This window comes from Hwangdonia sp., assembly GCF_048381975.1.
GTDB lineage: Bacteria > Bacteroidota > Bacteroidia > Flavobacteriales > Flavobacteriaceae > Hwangdonia > Hwangdonia seohaensis.
This window is the reverse complement of sequence record NZ_JBLWYT010000001.1, coordinates 620,265-639,248: the sequence shown is the minus strand read 5'-3', so window position 1 is coordinate 639,248 and position 18,984 is coordinate 620,265. Positions and strand designations below refer to the sequence as shown.

The window sequence follows — 18,984 nt, the reverse complement described above, 5'->3', positions numbered from 1 at the left end:
AGTCTCCTTTTTGGTTTTTACATATGTCCGAAATCAATCCGTTTTTCAAAATATTTTAAATGATTAACTTTACGCTCTAGTTTAGAGATTTAACCTTTTTTTATTTTGAAAAAAGCAACACCCCAAAATATTGCTTTACTTATTATGGTATTTGTTTGTACAACAATAAATTCCTGCGCTCCAAAAAAAGAAGTTATTCAAAATTCCGCTGTTGAAGAGAGCAACCCCAAACTCATTTTTTTGAATTACTCGATTTCTGAAGATTCAAAAGGCAAAAAGATCATCAAGTTTTTAAACAAAATAATTACCGACGGAAAACTAAAAGTAAGCACACCTTTAATCGAAGGGGTTTCTGGCGATTTAGTATGCCATCAACTTGATAAAAAGTCGAATGTATTGCAAAGCACTACTATTAAAAACCCACTTATAAAAACTTTTGAATATATTGGCGATTCTAAACAATTCCAAAGAAAACAAGTAGTATTAAAAGAGGTGGAATTTTCATTAAAACTAAAGTTGGACCCAAACACAAAATACGTTAGCATTAACGAAATTACAACGCCTTCATCAGAAACAAAGCCGCTTATTAAAACAAAAATCAACTCATTATGAAGCATCGATTACTTTATGTTTTTTGCCTGCTAAACATAGGATTTGTTAATGCTCAAATTTTTGATGTTGACACGATTAAACAATCGGGCGACAAGGATAAAAGAATAAATCTAGTCCTTTTAAGTGAAGGTTATCAAGCGAGTGAGTTTTCAAAATTCATTACCGATGCCACGAGCTTTTCAAACGCCATGTTCGCACAATCACCGTTTAAAGAATATGCCGATTATTTTAATGTGTATGCCATAAAAGTCCCGTCAAACGAAAGTGGGACAGATCACCCCGCAACCGCAACCGATGTAACGGAACCTGTTTTTCCGGCGGCTACAGCCGACACTTATTTTAATACTTCCTTTGACACTTCCGGCTATCACAGATTACTTTACACCTATAATTCAGGCATAGTTTATAATGTTTTGGCCAATAATTTCCCTGAATACGACCAGCCCATAATTCTGGTAAACTCTCCCGAATACGGAGGTGCCGGTGGCCCCTATGCGGTTTCGTCAACCGGAACAAGTGCCAATGAAATTGTAATACACGAATTAGGGCATTCGCTTTTTAATTTAAAAGACGAATACTATCCGGGAGATGGCAACCTTTTTGAAGCTATAAATGCCACACAGGAAAGCAATCCTGCTTTAATAAAATGGAAAAACTGGATAGGTATCGATGCCGTAAACATTTATCCTTATGGCAATTCCGGTCAGTCCGCCACTTGGTATAGGCCACACCAAAGTTGTAAAATGCGCTATTTGGGCGTGCCTTTTTGTTCGGTTTGTAAAGAAGGCATTATTGAAAAAATACACAGTTTAGTTGGGCCAATTGACTCGTATTTACCAGCTTCAAATACCGTAAACCCCACGGCATATCCTATAGATTTTCAATTGAATTTAATAAAACCCATTCCGAATACTTTAAAAAATACGTGGACTTTAAACGCTTCGAATTTCGCCAATGATGTGGACGATATTTCTATTGCTGAAACCGATTTGAATACCGGCACCAACGATTTAACCGTTGTGGTACACGATGATTCTCCCATGCTAAAAATCGACAACCACGAAACCACCCATGTTTATATGGTAACTTGGACGATTACAAAATCGGCTTTAGGAATTGACGACATTAGTTCCAAACAAAATGATTTTAATATTTCATTATTTCCAAATCCATCACATAGCATTTTAAATTTAAAAGTGGAAAGTAAAAATACCACAAGTTTAAAAGTGGACATTATTAGTTTGGATGGAAAAAGGCTGACATCAACCAAAATATCCAATTACGAAAACAATCAAATAGATATTAGCCGCTTGAGCCAAGGCGTGTATTTAGCCCAAATTTATTCGAATAACACACTATTAACAAGCAAGCGTTTTGTAAAAAATTGAGTTATTGTTTTGGCGGATAATTTGCCAATACTTTATCCAAAATAGCATTTAAACGCGCTGTTCTGTTTTCAGGTGAGGCATTGGGGTTATAACTAGATTCGCTAACGGCTTGCCAAAAAAGACCTTTACCGTTTTCGTCTACAAAATCAATCGTTATTTTTTGGTTAACATTCGATTGCCCAACGGGAATACCAATTGATACGCCACCGCCAACGTTTCGTCCACCGCCACCTAAACCAACACCAACGGTATTGCGTCGAGCGGCCTGAAATGCGCTACTTTTAATATCGATAAAAAAATCTGGTTTTTCGGCCAAACTAATCCCTTTAACTTGCATTTTTTCATCTAATGCGTCCAAAAAACGTTTGGTATCCAAATCGCTTAAACCGGTTTTCATATCGGCGTAATAATTGTAGGTTTTATATTTTGTGAAATCCGTTGTTCTGTCAAAATCGTAATTAACACGGATAGGTGCGCAAGATACCATGACTAACGCCAAAACAAATACTTTAAGATATTTCATAACATTGATTTTTTATTAAAGTTAATCAAAAAATATTCTACACGATTTAACCGGAAAACTTTTAACAAATCGAATGCTTTTTATTGTTCTTCTTTATGATCAACCGATTTTGTTAAAGCAGAAGATATGATTCCCGTTGGAATTGCCACAATGCCCAAACCAATCATTAATATAAAAAAAGTAAACACTTTACCGCCAACCGTAATGGGATACACATCGCCATAACCAACTGTGGTAAGCGTGATAATGGCCCACCACAAGCTATCGAAAATTGATGAAAAATGCTGCGGTTGTGCTTCGTTTTCGAAATAATAAATCCCAACGGCAGAAAAATATATTAAAATAAGTGTGACAAATATAAAAAGTAGAATTTCTTCTTTAGCCGATTTTATGGCATCTGTAAAATGATTCATGGCTCGATTGTAGCGCACCAGTTTTAAAATTCTGAATAACCGTAAAAAACGCAATGCCCTTAGTGAGCGTAAATCGACTCCGAAGGATAAATAGAACGGAAGAATAGCCAACAAATCTATAATACCAAAAAAACTAAATATAAACCTAGGTTTGCTATCGGTTACATAAATTCTTAAAATATATTCTACCGTAAATACAATAACGCTAAACCATTCGATGGATTGAAGAATAATTCTTGTTTCAGGTTTTAAATTGGGGATGGTTTCAACTGAAAATGTAACAACGGATAAAAGGATTATGGCTTGAATAAAAAAAGCAAAATACCGGCTTAGTTTATTGTCGTTTATTTCAACAATACTTTTAATTTGTTTTTTCATGTGCATGTATTTATGGTTTTATTATGGTCACATGTAGCTTCCGCATAACTTTTTTTTACCGGGAATTGAACTTTTTGGTTACGGAAGTTTCATCTTGATTTTTTAATCGTCTTTTGAAAAAGAAATAAATTTAAAAAAATTTGAAGCTTTTTTGAAATTAATCATTTAACATTTTCCAAAGCACATCTTTAAGCTGGGTAATGCCTTGTTGCGCCACAGATGATATAAATAAATAAGGAATGGGAAGTTCGTTATCTAACTCGGTTTTAAGTTCTGCCTTTAATTCATCATCGAGCAAATCACTTTTCGATATGGCAATTATGCGCTCTTTATCCAACATTTCGGGGTTGTACCTGCGCAATTCGTCCAACAGAATATCGTATTGTTTTTTAATATCATCGGCATCGGCCGGAATTAAAAACAACAAAATAGAGTTGCGTTCAATGTGGCGTAAAAAGTAATGTCCAAGCCCTTTGCCTTCGGCGGCACCCTCAATAATTCCGGGAATATCTGCCATGACAAAAGTTTGAAAATCGCGATATTCAACTATACCTAAATTGGGTTTTAAAGTAGTAAACTCGTAATCGGCAATTTTAGGTTTTGCCGAAGTTACAACCGATAATAAAGTAGATTTTCCAGCATTCGGGAAACCCACCAAACCAACATCGGCCAGTATTTTTAACTCTAAGGTAATGTGTTTTTCTTCTAAAGGAAGTCCGGGTTGTGCATATCGTGGTGTTTGATTTGTAGACGATTTAAAGTGCCAGTTTCCCAGTCCGCCTTTTCCGCCTTTTACGATAATCTTTTCTTCACCATGTTCGGTAATTTCAAAAATGATATCGTTCGTTTCGGTATCTCGAACAACAGTTCCTAAGGGCACATCAACATACATGTCTTCGCCATCGGCACCCGTGCTTCGGCTTTTGCTACCATGTGCGCCATGGCCTGCCCTAATGTGTCTTTTAAACTTTAATGGCAATAGGGTCCATAGGTTGGAATTGCCTCTAAGAATAACATGACCACCACGACCGCCATCGCCACCATCTGGACCACCTTTGGTGATGTATTTTTCGCGATGTAAGTGCGCAGAACCTTTGCCTCCGTTTCCAGAAGATACATACATTTTTACGTAGTCAACAAAATTTCCTTCAGTCATATTAGAAGTTAGAAGTTAGAAGTTAGAAGTTAGAAAATCGTACTAACTTTATCTTCAAAACTTCATTTATAAATTTAATTCTTTATTCGTTTAGGTCTGCCAATTATAAAATATAGCATAGAACCGAAAAATGGAAGAAGAAGAGCAACTAAAATCCAAATTAATTTATCATTACCCTTAAAATCATTTTTAAGAATACTTATTATTGCTAAAACTGGAAAGAGCAACATCGAAAGAGCTACTAATATCAATAACAATGGCCAAAAACCTAAAAACGTGCTAGTTTCTACTATTTCAGTTTCCATAAATTAAATTACAAATTATCTATTACAGAAGATAACCTCACTGTAATCTCCCCAATACTTCCTACACCATCAACACCAAAATATTTATTTTGCGTTGAATAGTAATCTTTTAAAATAGCCGTTTTTTTGTAGTACTCCGTAATTCTATTTCTAATAATGGATTCATCGGCGTCGTCTGCTCTTCCGCTAGTTTTACCTCTTTTAAGTAAACGCTCTACCAAAACTTCATCATCTACTTCTAAAGCTACCATGGCATTAATTTGCGAATCTTTACTATCCATTAATTTATCCAATGCTTCGGCTTGTGCATCTGTTCTTGGAAATCCATCAAAAATAAAACCATGTGCATCGGCATTTTTTTCAACCTCGGCCTCCAACATATCTATGGTAATTTGATCTGGAACCAATTCGCCTTTATCCATATAAGATTTGGCAAGCATACCTAAAGCGGTTTCGTTTTTGATATTAAATCTAAAAACATCGCCTGTTGAAATATGTACCAATTGATATTTCTCTTTTAAAAATTCTGCTTGCGTCCCTTTTCCTGCTCCCGGTGGGCCAAATAGCACTAAATTTGTCATGTGTTGGGTTTCTTTTATTTGATATACTTCTGGTATGTCTCTCCCTAATCCATCGTAATCGAGCCCATAGCCCACTATAAATTTATTGGGTATTTCTATACCAACATAATGTAATTTAAAATCCTTTTTATACGCTTCGGGTTTATAAAATAACGTCGCTATTTTAAGTGTCTTTACGTTTTCGTTTTTAAAAATGCGGTGCACTTCTGCCAAGGTGTTTCCCGAGTCAATTATATCTTCTAAAATAACCACGGTTCGTCCCGACAAATCTTGGGTTAACCCAATTAAACGCTGAATATCTTCGGTAGATTTAACACCTTCGTAAGACGCCAATTTTATAAACGTAACCTCGCAGGGTTTCGGGTATTTTTTTACAAAATCGCTCACTACCATAAACGAGCCATTTAAAATACCCACAAATACAGGGATTTCGTCTCCTAAATCATTAGAAATCTCGTCGACTAAACGCGCAATAGCAGCATCAATTTCTTTCGCAGAAATAAACGGTTTAAAATATTTATCGTGTAACTTTATCACGGTTATTTTATTTTGAAAGGTGCAAAGATAATCAATAGATTACCGATTACCGATTTTTTGATTTACGATTTGCAAAGTAATTTGATATTAAAATGTATTTTTGCCTAAATTGAATGCATTATAAGAAATAAAACAACATGAATTATTTTTCTTCAAATTTCAAACTCGGCATTCTTGGTGGCGGACAATTAGGTAAAATGCTGCTCAACGATACCCGAAAGTTTGATATTTACACTTGTGTTTTAGATGCGAGCGACGAAGCGCCTTGTAAAATTGCCAGTAACGAGTTCCATTTGGGCGATTTAATGGATTATAATGCTGTTTATAATTTTGGAAAGCAAGTTGATGTTTTAACCATTGAAATTGAAAACGTAAATATTGATGCGCTTGAAACGCTTGAAAAAGAAGGCGTAACGGTATATCCATCTTCAAAAACATTGCGCACTATTCAAAATAAAGCCGTACAAAAATTGTTTTATGTAGATAACGATTTACCAACGGCGACGTTTTCCCGTTTTGCCTATCTCTCAGAAATTGAAGATGCCATTAGTAATGGCGGTTTAGATTTTCCGTTTGTTTGGAAAGCGGCTCAATTTGGTTATGATGGCAATGGCGTAAAAGTAGTGAGAACACTATCCGATTTAGAAGGCCTGCCCAAAGGGGAATGCATTGTAGAAACCTTAGTGCCTTTTAAAAACGAATTGGCGGTTATTGTGGCCAGAAACGCATCGGGCGAAACCAAAACATTTCCGGTGGTTGAAATGGAATTCCACCCCGAAGCCAATCAGGTTGAATACGTAATTTGCCCCGCAAGAATCGATGGGCACGTTGCAAAAAAAGCAGAAGATGTTGCTTTAAAAGTATCAAAAGCTTTTAACCACGTAGGGCTTTTAGCCGTTGAAATGTTTCAAACCAAAAACGACGAAATTTTAATCAACGAAGTAGCTCCGAGGCCGCACAATTCAGGGCATCAAACCATTGAGGCAAGCTACACATCGCAATTTGAACAGCATCTCAGGGCGATTTTAAATTTACCTTTGGGAAGAACCGATAGTAAAGTAGGTGGCGTTATGGTGAATTTGGTTGGTGCCGAAGGACATACGGGTAACGTGATTTACCAAAACATTGAAACCATTATGCAAATGGATGGTGTTACACCCCATATATACGGTAAAAAACAAACCAGACCATTCCGAAAAATGGGACATGTAACCATTGTTAACGCAGATTTAAGTGAAGCACGTAGAGTTGCCGAAAACGTTAAGAAAACGATTAAAGTAATTTCAGAATAAGTTTTGTATTTTTGATTTAAACATCATTATTATGTCTGTTATAGAAAAAAAGAAGCGAATAAAACAATTGATTGATAAGATTTCTGATGACAATTTAGATGAAGTATTTGCTGCAATTCAAGAGTTGGCTTCTAAAGATGATAAGCGGAAAAATATCCTTTCGGACTTATTAAAAAATGAAAAAGCTTTATTTGAAAAGTTAGCTCAATGATTTCAAAAAATTTAGCAATTGAACTTAATAAAATTATTTCTGAAGCTTCTGGAGGCACAAGCGGATTAAGAGACGAATCTCTATTACTTTCTGCATTAAACAGACCGTTTCAAACCTTTGACGATAAAGAATTATATCCATCTATTATAGTTAAAGCGTCGGCACTTTTCCAAAGCATAATAATAAACCATCCTTTTATTGATGGAAATAAAAGAATGGCATACGCATTTATGCGAATTTTATTAAGTGAAGAAGGTTTTACAATAACAGCAAACGAAGACGAAAAATACAACTTTGTTATAGAAGCCTCCAGAGGAAACATGGACTTTGAGGCCATAAAAAATTGGATTTTAAAATATTTGAAAACAATAGAACAATGAATAAAGTAGGAATAATTATGGGAAGCAAAAGCGACCTTCCTGTTATGCAGCAAGCCATTGATATTTTAAAAGGATTCGATATAGAAATTGAAGTCGATATTGTTTCGGCACACCGCACGCCCGAAAAACTATTCGATTATGGCAAAAATGCACACACCAAAGGATTTGCCGTAATAATTGCCGGTGCTGGTGGAGCCGCACATTTACCCGGAATGATAGCATCTTTATCGCCACTTCCCGTTATTGGCGTTCCTATTAAAAGCAGTAACTCTATTGATGGTTGGGACTCTGTGTTGTCCATTCTTCAAATGCCCGGTGGCGTACCCGTGGCAACGGTAGCTTTAAATGGTGCCAAAAATGCTGGCATACTGGCCGCTCAAATAATAGGCTCTAACGATACCTGTGTTTTAGATAAAATTATAGCCTACAAAGAAGGATTAAAACAAATGGTTCACGAATCTGCCAAAGGTTTAAAGTAAAAAAACCTCGAATAAATCCGAGGTTTTTACAGCTATTAACAATAATTCTTACGAGTTAAAGATAACTCACTTGAAAAATCTGGTGCAAACATATAAAAATTTTATTATGTATGCATAATAATTCTTACTTTTTAACATAAAATTAAAGAATGCGTAAAAATATACTAAACAACGTTTTTGACACCCCGTATAATACAGCTCCTTTTTCTAAAATAAACGACCACGATTTTCTTCCAGCTTTTAAAACAGCCATTAAAAATGCTAAAGCAGAAATTGATGCGATTACTAAAAACTCAGAAGCTCCCAATTTTAAAAACACCATTGAAGCTCTCGATTTTTCCGGTGAACAATTAGATAGAATTTCGAGCCTTTTTTTTAATTTGAATTCTGCCGAAACCAACGACGATATTCAAAAAATAGCCCAAGAAGTATCGCCATTATTGTCTGAGTTTAGCAACGACATTACTTTAAACGAAGCGTTATTCAAACGTGTAAAAACGGTTTATAATAAAAAAGACGAACTCGATTTAAACGTTGAACAGCAAACACTTTTAGAAAAAAAATACAAAAGTTTTTCGCGCAATGGCGCTAATTTGTCAGAAGACAAAAAAGAAAAACTTCGAGATATTGACAAGCAATTAAGTCAGTTAAAATTAAAATTCGGAGAAAATGTTTTAGCCGAAACCAATACCTTCGAAATGCTAATTGCCAACGAAGATGATTTGTCCGGATTGCCGGAAGGCGCAAAAGAAGCTGCTGCTCAATTGGCGGAATCCAAAAACAAAAAAGGTTGGTTGTTTACTTTAGATTACCCCAGTTATATCCCCTTTATGACGTATGCCGACAACCGAAAACTCAGAAAAAAACTGGCCATTGCTTCGGGTGCCAGAGCCTTTAAAAATGATGCTTTAGACAATCAAAATAACGTTTTAAAAATCACAAGATTAAGGCACGAACGCGCTAATCTTTTAGGATACAAAACCCATGCCCATTTTGTTTTAGAAGAACGCATGGCAGAAACACCGGAAAAGGTAGAACAATTTTTAAACGAACTTTTAGAAAAAGCTAAACCTGCTGCCAAAAGTGAGTTTGAAAATCTTGAAGATTTTGCTAAAAAACTAGACGCTATTGATAAATTGCAAAAATGGGATTCCTCATATTATTCAGAAAAACTAAAACAAAAATTGTTTGATTTAGATGATGAAAAACTAAAACCGTATTTCAAATTAGAAAATGTTATAAACGGCGCTTTTACAGTGGCCAATAAATTATTCGATTTACATTTTGAAGAAATCCATAACATCGACACTTATCACGACGATGTTTTAACCTACAAAGTAACCGATAACAAAGGCGATTTAGTCTCCATATTTTATGCCGATTTCTTCCCAAGAAAAGGAAAACGCAACGGTGCGTGGATGACATCCTTTAAACCCCAGTCTATAAAAGATGGTGTTAATGAAAGACCGCACATATCCATAGTTTGTAACTTTACAAAACCTACCAAAAGCAAACCATCGCTGTTAACTTTTAACGAAGTCACCACGCTGTTCCATGAGTTTGGGCACGCGCTACACGGCATGCTTGCCAACACAACCTACCCTAGTTTATCGGGTACCAGTGTGTATTGGGATTTTGTTGAATTACCAAGCCAGATTTTAGAAAATTGGTGCTACCAAAAAGAAGCTTTAGAGTTATTTGCAAAACATTATGAAACGGGCGAAGTGATTCCGATGGATTTAATTGAAAAAATAAAAGCATCGGCAACCTTTCACGAAGGTATGCAAACGCTGCGCCAAATTAGTTTTGGTTTATTGGATATGAGTTGGCATGCTAGCGATTCGCCAGAGACCATAAAGGATGTAAAAGCCCACGAAACTAAAGCTTTTAAAAACACCCATTTGTTTCCTGACGTTGCAGAAAACTGTATGAGCACATCGTTTTCGCATATTTTTCAAGGTGGTTATTCTTCAGGTTATTACAGTTACAAATGGGCAGAAGTTTTAGATGCCGATGCTTTTGAGTATTTTGAAGAAGCCGGTATTTTCAATAAAACGGTGGCTACCAAATTTAAAGACCATGTGTTGAGCAAAGGTGGAACCGAAAGCCCCATGACACTTTACAAACGCTTTCGCGGAAAAGCACCGGAACCCGAAGCGTTATTAAGACGCGCTGGATTGTTAAAATAAGTTGATTTTATTCCCGTTTAGATGTTTATGAAGTTTATTAAGCTTTTTGGGCATCTAATAACCATTTTAGTATTAACCGTTTTAACCCAAGTTGGTGGTTTAATTTGGGTGTTGACTTTGTTAATTTCATTTAAATTCAGAAAGAAGAAGCGGTTTGTTTTCCCCTTTCTGTATTTGGCTTTTAATATTTTAATCATTCCTCCTATCGCCAAAAACTTTGGAAGAGAACAATTACCCATTTTCAATGATTATTTAAAACCAAAAAACTGGGTTTATCCTTTATTTTTTAGAAATTATGTAACGTCCGATTTAAAAAAAGTTTTAAAAGATTCTGCAAAAAACTTAAAATCTTCTAATATTTCCATCACTTATTTAGACGCCAACTTTCCATTTTACAATGGCTTTCCGTTGTTGCCACATTTAAGTCATAATGATGGAAAAAAGATTGATATTTCGTTTATGTATACAGATAAATACGGAAAATCAACAAACAAAAAACCTTCTGTTTCTGGTTATGGCGCATTTGTTAGTTCAAAAAACAAAACAGCGGAATACTGTTTAAACAAAGGTTATTGGCAATACGACTATACCAAATATGTAACCTTCGGAATAATCAATGATTTAAAATTTGACAAATCGAAGACAAGTCTTTTAATTGAAGAGTTATCAAATTCCAGACTCACCCAAAAAATATTCATTGAACCTTATTTAAAAGCATCATTAAACCTAAAAAACGAAACCAAAATTCGTTTTCATGGTTGTGGTGCTGTTCGTCACGATGATCACATTCATTTGCAAATAAAATAAACTTTCAATAATTATTGAAAGTTTGAAAATATTTATATATTTGCACTATGGATTACGAAGAAGCCAAAATAAAATTTATAAGCACTTGGGGAAGTTTGGGCACACTTTGGGGCATAAATAAAGCGATGGCTCAAATACAGGCGCTGCTTTTTATTTCTACCAAACCACTTTCAATGGAAGACATCATGGAAGATTTAAAAATTTCTCGCGGTAATACAAGTATGAATCTTCGTCAGTTAATAGATTGGGGAATAGTTACCAAAGAATTAATTCCTGGAGAGCGGAAAGAGTATTTTTCAACCGAAAAAGATGTACAAGAATTAGCGCGACATATTGCAAAAGAACGCAGTCGAAGAGAAATAAAACCCGTTATAAAAATTTTAAAAGATGTGAGTACTATTAAAGACGATGGCACCGAAAAAACCAAAGAACTCATTAAACAAACCCAAGCCTTACATGATTTGGCAGAAACAGCCGATGCGATGCTAAATAAAATTGTCAACCAAGAACAAAACTGGATTACCAAATCTTTACTTAAACTCATCAAATAAAAAAATTTAAAATATACTTTCAATATTTTCTGAAAGTTTAAAATAATTAAAAAATGAAAACACTACACTATATTAACTGCTTTTTTTATTTGATTACAATAGTCCCTTATATAACTATACATTACTTTCTATATGGCATGTATGCTCAATTTATTCTTGGTATAGCACAAATAGTTATTGCCTTAATCATTTCACTTTACTTTAAAAAACATAGTAGAATTAATAAAAAACATGTTTCAAATTATTGGATAGCGACTTTCACCAATCTGTTGGCAATCCCTATTCTTTTTAAAACAAACTTTACTAACAACTACACGATAACCATACTGTTTCTATTTATAATTCCTATGCTAATTGCAAGCTACTTTGATTATATAACTTATTCAATTCAAAAACAATGAAAAAAATTATTATCGCCGGAGGAAGCGGATTTCTAGGTCAGGTTTTAGAAAATTATTTTAACGCAAAAGAATACAAAATCAAAATACTTACAAGACATCCTAAAAGGGAAAACGATGTGTTTTGGAATGCTAAAGATTTGGGTAATTGGACAAATGAACTCGAAAATGCAGAAGTTTTAATAAACCTAACGGGGAAATCTGTTGATTGCAGATATAATGAAAAGAACAAAAAACTCATTTATCACTCACGAATAGATGCTACAAATATTCTGGGTTTGGCGATTAATCGCTCTGAAAATCCACCTCATATTTGGATTAACGCTTCAACGGCAACTATTTATAAACATTCCTTAAATAAAGAAATGACAGAAGATGATGGAGAAACTGGGAACGATTTTTCTATGAATATTGCTAAATCTTGGGAAGAAGCATTCTATGGCATTTCAAATATCAAAACCCGAAAAATAGCATTGAGAACCTCGATTGTTTTGGGCAGACATGGTGGCGCTTTAATTCCGCTTAAAAATTTAACCAAATTTGGATTAGGCGGTAAACAAGGTCATGGCAATCAGAAAGTAAGTTGGATACACGAATTGGATTTTGCAAGAGCTGTTGAGTTTTTAATTATAAACGAAAATTTAAAAGGAGACTTTAATTTATCTGTCCCAAAACCAACAGACAACAAGACGCTAATGAAAACATTGAGGGAAATAATGAAAATACCCATTGGAATGCCCCACCCAAAATGGTTACTCTGCTTTGGCGCAAAATTAATAGGAACAGAAACCGAATTGGTTTTAAAAAGCAGAAACGTTATCCCAAAAAGACTGTTAGATTCCGGCTTTGGTTTTAAGTATAAAAATATTAGCAATGCTTTACAGGATTTAATTAAAAATTAATTATTCGTTTTTTTACCTTATTTTTGGTATTCAAAAAAAACAATTGCATCAATAATGCCCAACCACCAAATAGATCCGAATAAGTGGATTGACTTATACGCAGACTACTTATTTAACTACACCATTACTAGAGTTAGCGACCGGGAAATTGCTCAAGACTTGGTGCAGGATACTTTTTTGGCAGCTTTAAAATCGATGAAAAACTTTAAAGGTGAAGCGAGCGAGCGCACATGGCTAATTTCAATTTTAAAACGAAAAATTATTGATCACTATCGTAAAATAAATTCTAAAAAAGGAAAGGCCGAAGTGCGTATTACCTATAACGACGACTCCGAAACCGAAGGCGATTGGTTAGAAGAACGCGTAGCCGACCCTTATGATAAAACGGCCGAAGACACCCTGCAAAATGCCGAATTGGGCAATGCGATACACAACTGTTTGGGCAAGTTGCCACCAAAACAAGCCGAAGTTTTTAAAATGAAAACCATTCAGGGTTTTGAAACTGAAGTTATTTGTAATGAACTTAACATTACAGCGTCTAACCTTTGGGTAATCATTCATAGAGCACGTACGGCTATGGCAGATTGCTTAAAAGAAAATTGGTTTTAAATATGAGTACTAAGAAGATGAAGATTATGATGCCTTGCGAGGAGGCAAACCACGTGTGTGACAAAACACAATATAAAGAGGCTACCTTATGGGAAAAGATAATACTTAATATCCATTTAATATATTGCAGAGCCTGTAGAAAATACACAAAAAATAATAGCAAACTTACCAAAAAAATCAAAGAATCGAAGGTAGAGTGCTTGGACAGAAAATGTAAAGAATCCATGAAAAAAGAGTTAAACAACGCTATAAACCAAGATTTAAACTAGGTATTTAAGAGCATGAGTATGAGCCATAAAATAGGCACAGCTTCAACCCAAAAAGCACTGTAATACGGTTTTTGTTCTACTTTCGAGCATACTAAAAAAACGCCGGTAATTATGGTTATTACCAGTAGTATAATCGTATTTACTGAAGCGATTTCATCTTTAAAAAACTCTATAAAAAAGAATGCAAGCAACAGCAAAACACCGATGGCTTTAGTTTGTTTTACTCCTATTTTTTGCGGGATGGTGGAGAGTTTCAAACTATCGTATTGCAAATCCCTAATTTCAAAAGGCAACATTAAAACAATAATGAACATATAGCGCTGAATGCCTGTTAACACCACATTGATATCAATCGTGAAATGCTGATTTACTAACGGCAAAAAAACAGTTACGCCAGCCCAAACCAATGCTATTAAATAAATTTTTAAACCCCCAATACTTCTTAGGTTTTGGTGTTTATCCAAAAACAAGTGTCTGGGTAAAAAAGGAATAGCGTACAAAAACGTTATCCCGCCAAAAACAGCGATGCAAATCAATGTGTTTTCTTCTAACTGAAACGCGTAATAGCACATTAAAATAAAGCAGAAAAACGAGAGTATTTCGATGGCTTTTAGCTTCCTGATAGCTTTCGGGAATACCAAACTCCAATGATGAAATTTCGCAAGCCCAAAATACTTAACAAAATTGTAGCCTACAATGCTAGCAAAAAACACAAAGCACAATACCTGTTTATCAAACAAAACCTGATGTTCAATTAAGGTAATCCATGTTAACGAAAACACCGATAATGCCACATGAATACTGCTATTAAGATAAAAATTAAAAAGTTGCTTTGCCAGCTTCATGGCACAAAAATAAGCAAACTGTTAATAACGTTTTTAAATGGTTAAAAACTTTCGGTTTTAACCATTTATCCATCCTTTTTATTACGTATTTTTGCATTTTATATTTTCAAAATTCTTTCAATGAATACAAAAGCTTTTGCACTGCGCCATATTGGTCCGAGAGAAGACGACCAAAACTTGATGTTAAAAACTATAGGTGTCGACTCTTTAGACCAATTAATTTACGAAACGGTTCCAGACGATATCCGATTAAAAATCGGACTAAATCTAGACGAACCTATGACCGAACATGAGTATTTACTTCATATTCACGATTTATCTAAATTAAACAAAGCGCGCAAAACCTATATTGGTTTGGGCTATCACCCTACGGTTATGCCAGCGGTTATTCAACGAAATATTCTTGAAAATCCAGGTTGGTACACAGCATACACGCCGTATCAAGCCGAAATTGCCCAAGGCAGATTGGAAGCCCTTTTAAACTTCCAAACCATGGTTATCGACTTAACGGGCATGGAAATTGCAAACGCTTCTTTATTGGACGAAAGCACTGCAGCTGCGGAAGCGATGAGTTTATTATTTGCCGTTCGCGAACGCAGTCAGAAAAAAGATGGTATTAACAAGTTTTTTGTTTCTGAAAATATACTGCCCCAAACCTTATCATTATTACAAACAAGATCTGCCCCAATTGGTATTGAATTAGTAGTTGGGAATGAAGACACCTTCGATTTTTCAAAGGAATTTTTCGGGGCTTTATTGCAGTATCCCGGTAAAGATGGTCAAATTACAGACATCAAAACTTTTATCCACAAAGCCAATAATGCCGATATTAAAGTGGCAGTAGCTGCCGATATTTTAAGTTTGGTAAAATTAGAAGCTCCAGGTAAGTTTGGTGCCGATGTCGTGGTTGGAACGACACAACGATTTGGAATACCAATGGGTTATGGCGGTCCTCATGCAGCATTTTTCGCTACCAAAGAAGCTTACAAACGTGATCTTCCTGGGCGTATTATTGGCGTAACAAAAGATGCCAACGGCAACAGAGCCTTACGTATGGCATTGCAAACACGCGAGCAGCATATTAAACGAGACAAAGCCACATCAAATATTTGCACAGCGCAAGTTCTTTTAGCCGTAATGGCTAGTATGTACGCGGTGTATCACGGGCCAAAAGGCTTAAAGTTTATTGCTAATAATGTACATAACAAAGCGGCAACTTTAGCCAATGCCTTAACAAAATTAGGCTACGAACAAGTAAATACTTCCTATTTTGACACGCTTCAAATTAAAACGAAAGCCAAAAAAATAAAGAAAATTGCTTCGGAGAAAAAAGTAAATCTATATTACCCGGATAAAAACACCGTTACCATTTCCATCAACGAAACTACAGCCACTAGGGATATTAACTATTTAATTTCCATTTTTGCTGAAGCGGCTCAAAAAGAAACTATTGAAATTTCTTCGGTTGAAAAAGCCAATAATATCGAGCAATCAGTTCAAAGAGATTCAGAGTTTTTAACCGATGTCGTGTTTAACACCTATCATTCTGAAACCGAATTGATGCGTTACATAAAATCCTTAGAACGCAAAGATTTATCATTAAACCACTCCATGATTTCTTTAGGGTCTTGTACCATGAAGCTAAACGCTGCTGCGGAATTGTTGCCATTAAGTTGGTTTAAATGGGGGAATATCCATCCGTTTGCACCATTAAAACAGGCCAAAGGATACTTAACGGTTTTAAAGGAATTAGAAGACCAATTAACCGAAATTACCGGTTTTGCAGCAACGTCATTACAACCAAATTCTGGTGCACAAGGCGAGTTTGCAGGACTCATGGTTATAAAAGCGTACCATGAATCGCGCGGCGACCATCATAGGAATATTTGTTTAATTCCGTCGTCCGCTCACGGTACAAACCCTGCAAGTGCTGTTATGGCGGGCATGAAAGTGGTAGTAACCAAATCGACCGAAGAAGGCAATATTGATGTAGACGATTTACGCGAAAAAGCCGAATTGCACAAAGATAATTTATCTTGTATCATGGTAACCTATCCATCAACGCACGGGGTTTACGAATCGGCTATTAAAGAAATCACTCAGATTATTCACGATAATGGCGGACAGGTTTATATGGACGGCGCCAATATGAATGCGCAAGTGGGCCTAACAAACCCGGGCAATATTGGAGCAGATGTTTGTCATTTAAACTTACATAAAACCTTTGCTATTCCACATGGTGGCGGTGGTCCCGGTGTTGGCCCTATCTGTGTTGCCAAACAGCTCGTTCCGTTTTTACCCGGAAATCCAATCGTAAAAACCGGTGGGGATAAAGCCATTACGGCCATTTCAGCAGCGCCATTTGGCTCTGCCTTGGTGTGCTTAATTTCCTATGGTTACATTAAAATGCTCGGTGCAGAAGGTTTAACACAAGCCACTAAAATCGCCATATTAAATGCCAATTATATAAAGCAACGTTTACAAGGTAGTTTTGATACGTTATACTCTGGCGAGCGCGGTCGTGCAGCACATGAGATGATTGTAGATTGCAGAGCTTTTAAAGAACACGGAATAGAAGTGAGCGACATTGCAAAACGATTGATGGATTATGGATTTCATGCGCCAACCGTATCATTCCCAGTGGCAGGAACCTTGATGATAGAGCCTACCGAAAGTGAGAGTAAAGCTGAAATGGATCGGTTTTGTGATGCTATGATTTCAATTAAAAAAGAAATCGACCAAGCCTCGAAAGATGATACTAACAATGTACTTAAAAATGCACCGCATACTTTAGAGATGATTACCAATGATGAATGGCATTTTCCGTACACAAGACAAGAAGCTGCCTTTCCGTTGGAATATGTAAAAGACAATAAGTTTTGGCCAAGTGTAAGGCGTGTTGACGATGCTTACGGCGACAGAAATTTAATTTGTTCTTGTACGCCTATCGAGGCTTATGCCGAAGCCTAATTAAGCTTTTGAACATCGTAAATTAAAACAAAACCAAATATCATTTTAATGATAAACCAGTATCTTGGTTTTTAGTTTTTTATTAAAGGTAATTTTTTATTTTATGACTATAAAAATCACAGGAACTGGAAGTTACATTCCAAATAACGTTGAAAAGAATGAAGATTTTTATCAACATGAATTTTTAAACAGTGATGGTTCAACCATAAATGCTCCCAATGAGGTTATTGTTGAAAAATTTAAGGCAATTACTGGGATTGATGAACGTAGGTATGCCGAGAAAAAATTAAACACTTCCGATATCGCTTTTTTTGCAGCCGAAAAAGCCATTGAAAACGCAAAAATAAATCGGGAAGACATTGATTACATTATTGTGGCCCATAATTATGGCGATGTAAAACACAGCACCGAACAAAGCGACACGGTACCAAGTATAGCCTCAAGAGTTAAGCATCTTTTAAAAATTGAAAACCCAAAATGTGTGGGTTACGATGTGCTTTTTGGATGCCCGGGCTGGATAGAAGGTGTAATTCAAGCCAATGCGTTTATAAAATCTGGAATTGCAAAAACATGTTTGGTTATTGGTGCCGAAACCTTGTCGCGTGTTATCGATCCGCACGATAGGGATTCCATGATTTACAGTGATGGCGCAGGTGCGGTTATTGTAGAATCTTCAAATGAAGACGGCGGTATAATAGCCCACGAAACAGCAACCTTTGCTTTCGATGAAGCTCATTTTATCTTTTTTGGGGAAACCAATCACCCTGAGATAAACGATAAACGCCGTTACATAAAAATGTATGGCAGGAAAATTTACGAATTCGCCATTAGCAACGTTCCAAAAGCCATGAAATCTTGTTTGGACAAAAGCGGTGTGGACATTAAAGACCTAAAGAAAGTCCTTATCCATCAAGCCAACGAAAAAATGGACGAAGCCATTGTAAAGCGCTTTTACAAGCTTTACAATATGCAAATGCCAGAAAACATTATGCCCATGACCATTGGCAAATTAGGCAATTCCAGTGTGGCAACTGTTCCTACGTTATACGATATGATATTGAGGGGCGATTTGGACAATCAGCAGATAAATAAAGGGGATATTATTATGTTTGCCAGTGTTGGTGCGGGCATGAACATTAATGCTATTGTTTATAAAGTTTAGTCTATTTATTTAACGCTTTAAATTGCC

General features: G+C 35.7%; 20 protein-coding genes. 14 read left to right on the top strand and 6 right to left on the bottom strand.

Translation table 11 applies throughout. From position 1 onward, the window contains the following. Positions 1–105: 105 nt before the first annotated feature. The gene (locus ACN5J7_RS02805; RefSeq protein ID WP_418602584.1) at positions 106–612 is read left to right on the top strand and encodes a hypothetical protein; all 507 of its coding nucleotides are present in this window, start codon (positions 106–108) and stop codon (positions 610–612) included. Further along, positions 609–2,000 (top strand): M64 family metallopeptidase, encoded by a 1,392-nt coding sequence (locus ACN5J7_RS02800; RefSeq protein ID WP_418602582.1) that lies wholly within the window; start codon positions 609–611, stop codon positions 1,998–2,000. Before ACN5J7_RS02805 ends, ACN5J7_RS02800 begins: the two co-directional genes overlap by 4 nt. Position 2,001: 1 nt before the next feature. On the opposite strand, the gene ACN5J7_RS02795 is transcribed toward ACN5J7_RS02800, so the two are convergent. The 5 genes from ACN5J7_RS02795 to ACN5J7_RS02775 form a co-directional block, all read right to left on the bottom strand. After that, positions 2,002–2,523, bottom strand: a complete 522-nt coding sequence (locus tag ACN5J7_RS02795) for a DUF4136 domain-containing protein (protein WP_418602580.1) — start codon at positions 2,521–2,523, stop codon at positions 2,002–2,004. Between the two features lie 80 nt (positions 2,524–2,603). Beyond that, positions 2,604–3,314, bottom strand: a complete 711-nt coding sequence (locus ACN5J7_RS02790) for an ion transporter (protein WP_418602579.1) — start codon at positions 3,312–3,314, stop codon at positions 2,604–2,606. Between the two features lie 157 nt (positions 3,315–3,471). Next, the gene (gene obgE / locus ACN5J7_RS02785) at positions 3,472–4,470 is read right to left on the bottom strand and encodes a GTPase ObgE (protein ID WP_311939359.1); all 999 of its coding nucleotides are present in this window, start codon (positions 4,468–4,470) and stop codon (positions 3,472–3,474) included. 74 nt (positions 4,471–4,544) lie between these two features. Beyond that, positions 4,545–4,775 (bottom strand): PLD nuclease N-terminal domain-containing protein, encoded by a 231-nt coding sequence (locus tag ACN5J7_RS02780; protein ID WP_311939357.1) that lies wholly within the window; start codon positions 4,773–4,775, stop codon positions 4,545–4,547. Between the two features lie 8 nt (positions 4,776–4,783). After that, positions 4,784–5,893, bottom strand: a complete 1,110-nt coding sequence (locus ACN5J7_RS02775; RefSeq protein ID WP_418602578.1) for an adenylate kinase — start codon at positions 5,891–5,893, stop codon at positions 4,784–4,786. Positions 5,894–6,030: 137 nt separating this feature from the next. Between ACN5J7_RS02775 and ACN5J7_RS02770 the strand changes: the two genes are divergently transcribed. From ACN5J7_RS02770 to ACN5J7_RS02725, 10 genes are all read left to right on the top strand, one after another. Next, the gene (locus ACN5J7_RS02770; RefSeq protein ID WP_418602576.1) at positions 6,031–7,185 is read left to right on the top strand and encodes a 5-(carboxyamino)imidazole ribonucleotide synthase; all 1,155 of its coding nucleotides are present in this window, start codon (positions 6,031–6,033) and stop codon (positions 7,183–7,185) included. Between the two features lie 31 nt (positions 7,186–7,216). Beyond that, on the top strand, positions 7,217–7,396 hold the full coding sequence (locus ACN5J7_RS02765; RefSeq protein WP_418602575.1) for a hypothetical protein: 180 nt from the start codon (positions 7,217–7,219) through the stop codon (positions 7,394–7,396). Continuing rightward, a complete protein-coding gene (locus tag ACN5J7_RS02760; protein WP_418602573.1) occupies positions 7,393–7,776 on the top strand; it encodes a type II toxin-antitoxin system death-on-curing family toxin in 384 nt (127 codons plus the stop codon). The genes ACN5J7_RS02765 and ACN5J7_RS02760 overlap by 4 nt, the downstream gene beginning before the upstream one ends. Further along, positions 7,773–8,255 (top strand): 5-(carboxyamino)imidazole ribonucleotide mutase, encoded by a 483-nt coding sequence (purE, locus tag ACN5J7_RS02755; protein ID WP_418602571.1) that lies wholly within the window; start codon positions 7,773–7,775, stop codon positions 8,253–8,255. Before ACN5J7_RS02760 ends, purE begins: the two co-directional genes overlap by 4 nt. Positions 8,256–8,404: 149 nt before the next feature. Next, complete coding sequence (locus tag ACN5J7_RS02750) at positions 8,405–10,444, top strand: M3 family metallopeptidase (RefSeq protein ID WP_418602570.1); 2,040 nt, start codon at positions 8,405–8,407, stop codon at positions 10,442–10,444. A gap of 27 nt (positions 10,445–10,471) precedes the next feature. Continuing rightward, positions 10,472–11,251, top strand: a complete 780-nt coding sequence (locus tag ACN5J7_RS02745) for a hypothetical protein (protein WP_418602568.1) — start codon at positions 10,472–10,474, stop codon at positions 11,249–11,251. A gap of 47 nt (positions 11,252–11,298) precedes the next feature. Beyond that, complete coding sequence (locus tag ACN5J7_RS02740; RefSeq protein ID WP_418602566.1) at positions 11,299–11,802, top strand: GbsR/MarR family transcriptional regulator; 504 nt, start codon at positions 11,299–11,301, stop codon at positions 11,800–11,802. A gap of 397 nt (positions 11,803–12,199) precedes the next feature. Beyond that, positions 12,200–13,102, top strand: a complete 903-nt coding sequence (locus tag ACN5J7_RS02735) for a TIGR01777 family oxidoreductase (RefSeq protein ID WP_418602564.1) — start codon at positions 12,200–12,202, stop codon at positions 13,100–13,102. Positions 13,103–13,156: 54 nt separating this feature from the next. Further along, positions 13,157–13,711, top strand: a complete 555-nt coding sequence (locus ACN5J7_RS02730; protein WP_311939344.1) for a sigma-70 family RNA polymerase sigma factor — start codon at positions 13,157–13,159, stop codon at positions 13,709–13,711. 2 nt (positions 13,712–13,713) lie between these two features. Next, positions 13,714–13,980 (top strand): hypothetical protein, encoded by a 267-nt coding sequence (locus tag ACN5J7_RS02725; protein ID WP_418602562.1) that lies wholly within the window; start codon positions 13,714–13,716, stop codon positions 13,978–13,980. Here the strand turns inward: ACN5J7_RS02725 and ACN5J7_RS02720 are convergent. After that, complete coding sequence (locus ACN5J7_RS02720; RefSeq protein WP_418602561.1) at positions 13,977–14,825, bottom strand: hypothetical protein; 849 nt, start codon at positions 14,823–14,825, stop codon at positions 13,977–13,979. The genes ACN5J7_RS02725 and ACN5J7_RS02720 overlap by 4 nt on opposite strands. Before the next feature lie 120 nt (positions 14,826–14,945). Here ACN5J7_RS02720 and gcvP point away from each other — a divergent pair, with 120 nt between their 5' ends. Then, positions 14,946–17,795 (top strand): aminomethyl-transferring glycine dehydrogenase, encoded by a 2,850-nt coding sequence (gcvP, locus tag ACN5J7_RS02715; RefSeq protein WP_418602559.1) that lies wholly within the window; start codon positions 14,946–14,948, stop codon positions 17,793–17,795. Positions 17,796–17,898: 103 nt separating this feature from the next. Beyond that, positions 17,899–18,957, top strand: coding sequence for a 3-oxoacyl-ACP synthase III family protein (locus ACN5J7_RS02710; protein WP_418602558.1), 1,059 nt, complete (start codon positions 17,899–17,901; stop codon positions 18,955–18,957). Positions 18,958–18,984 lie beyond the last annotated feature (27 nt).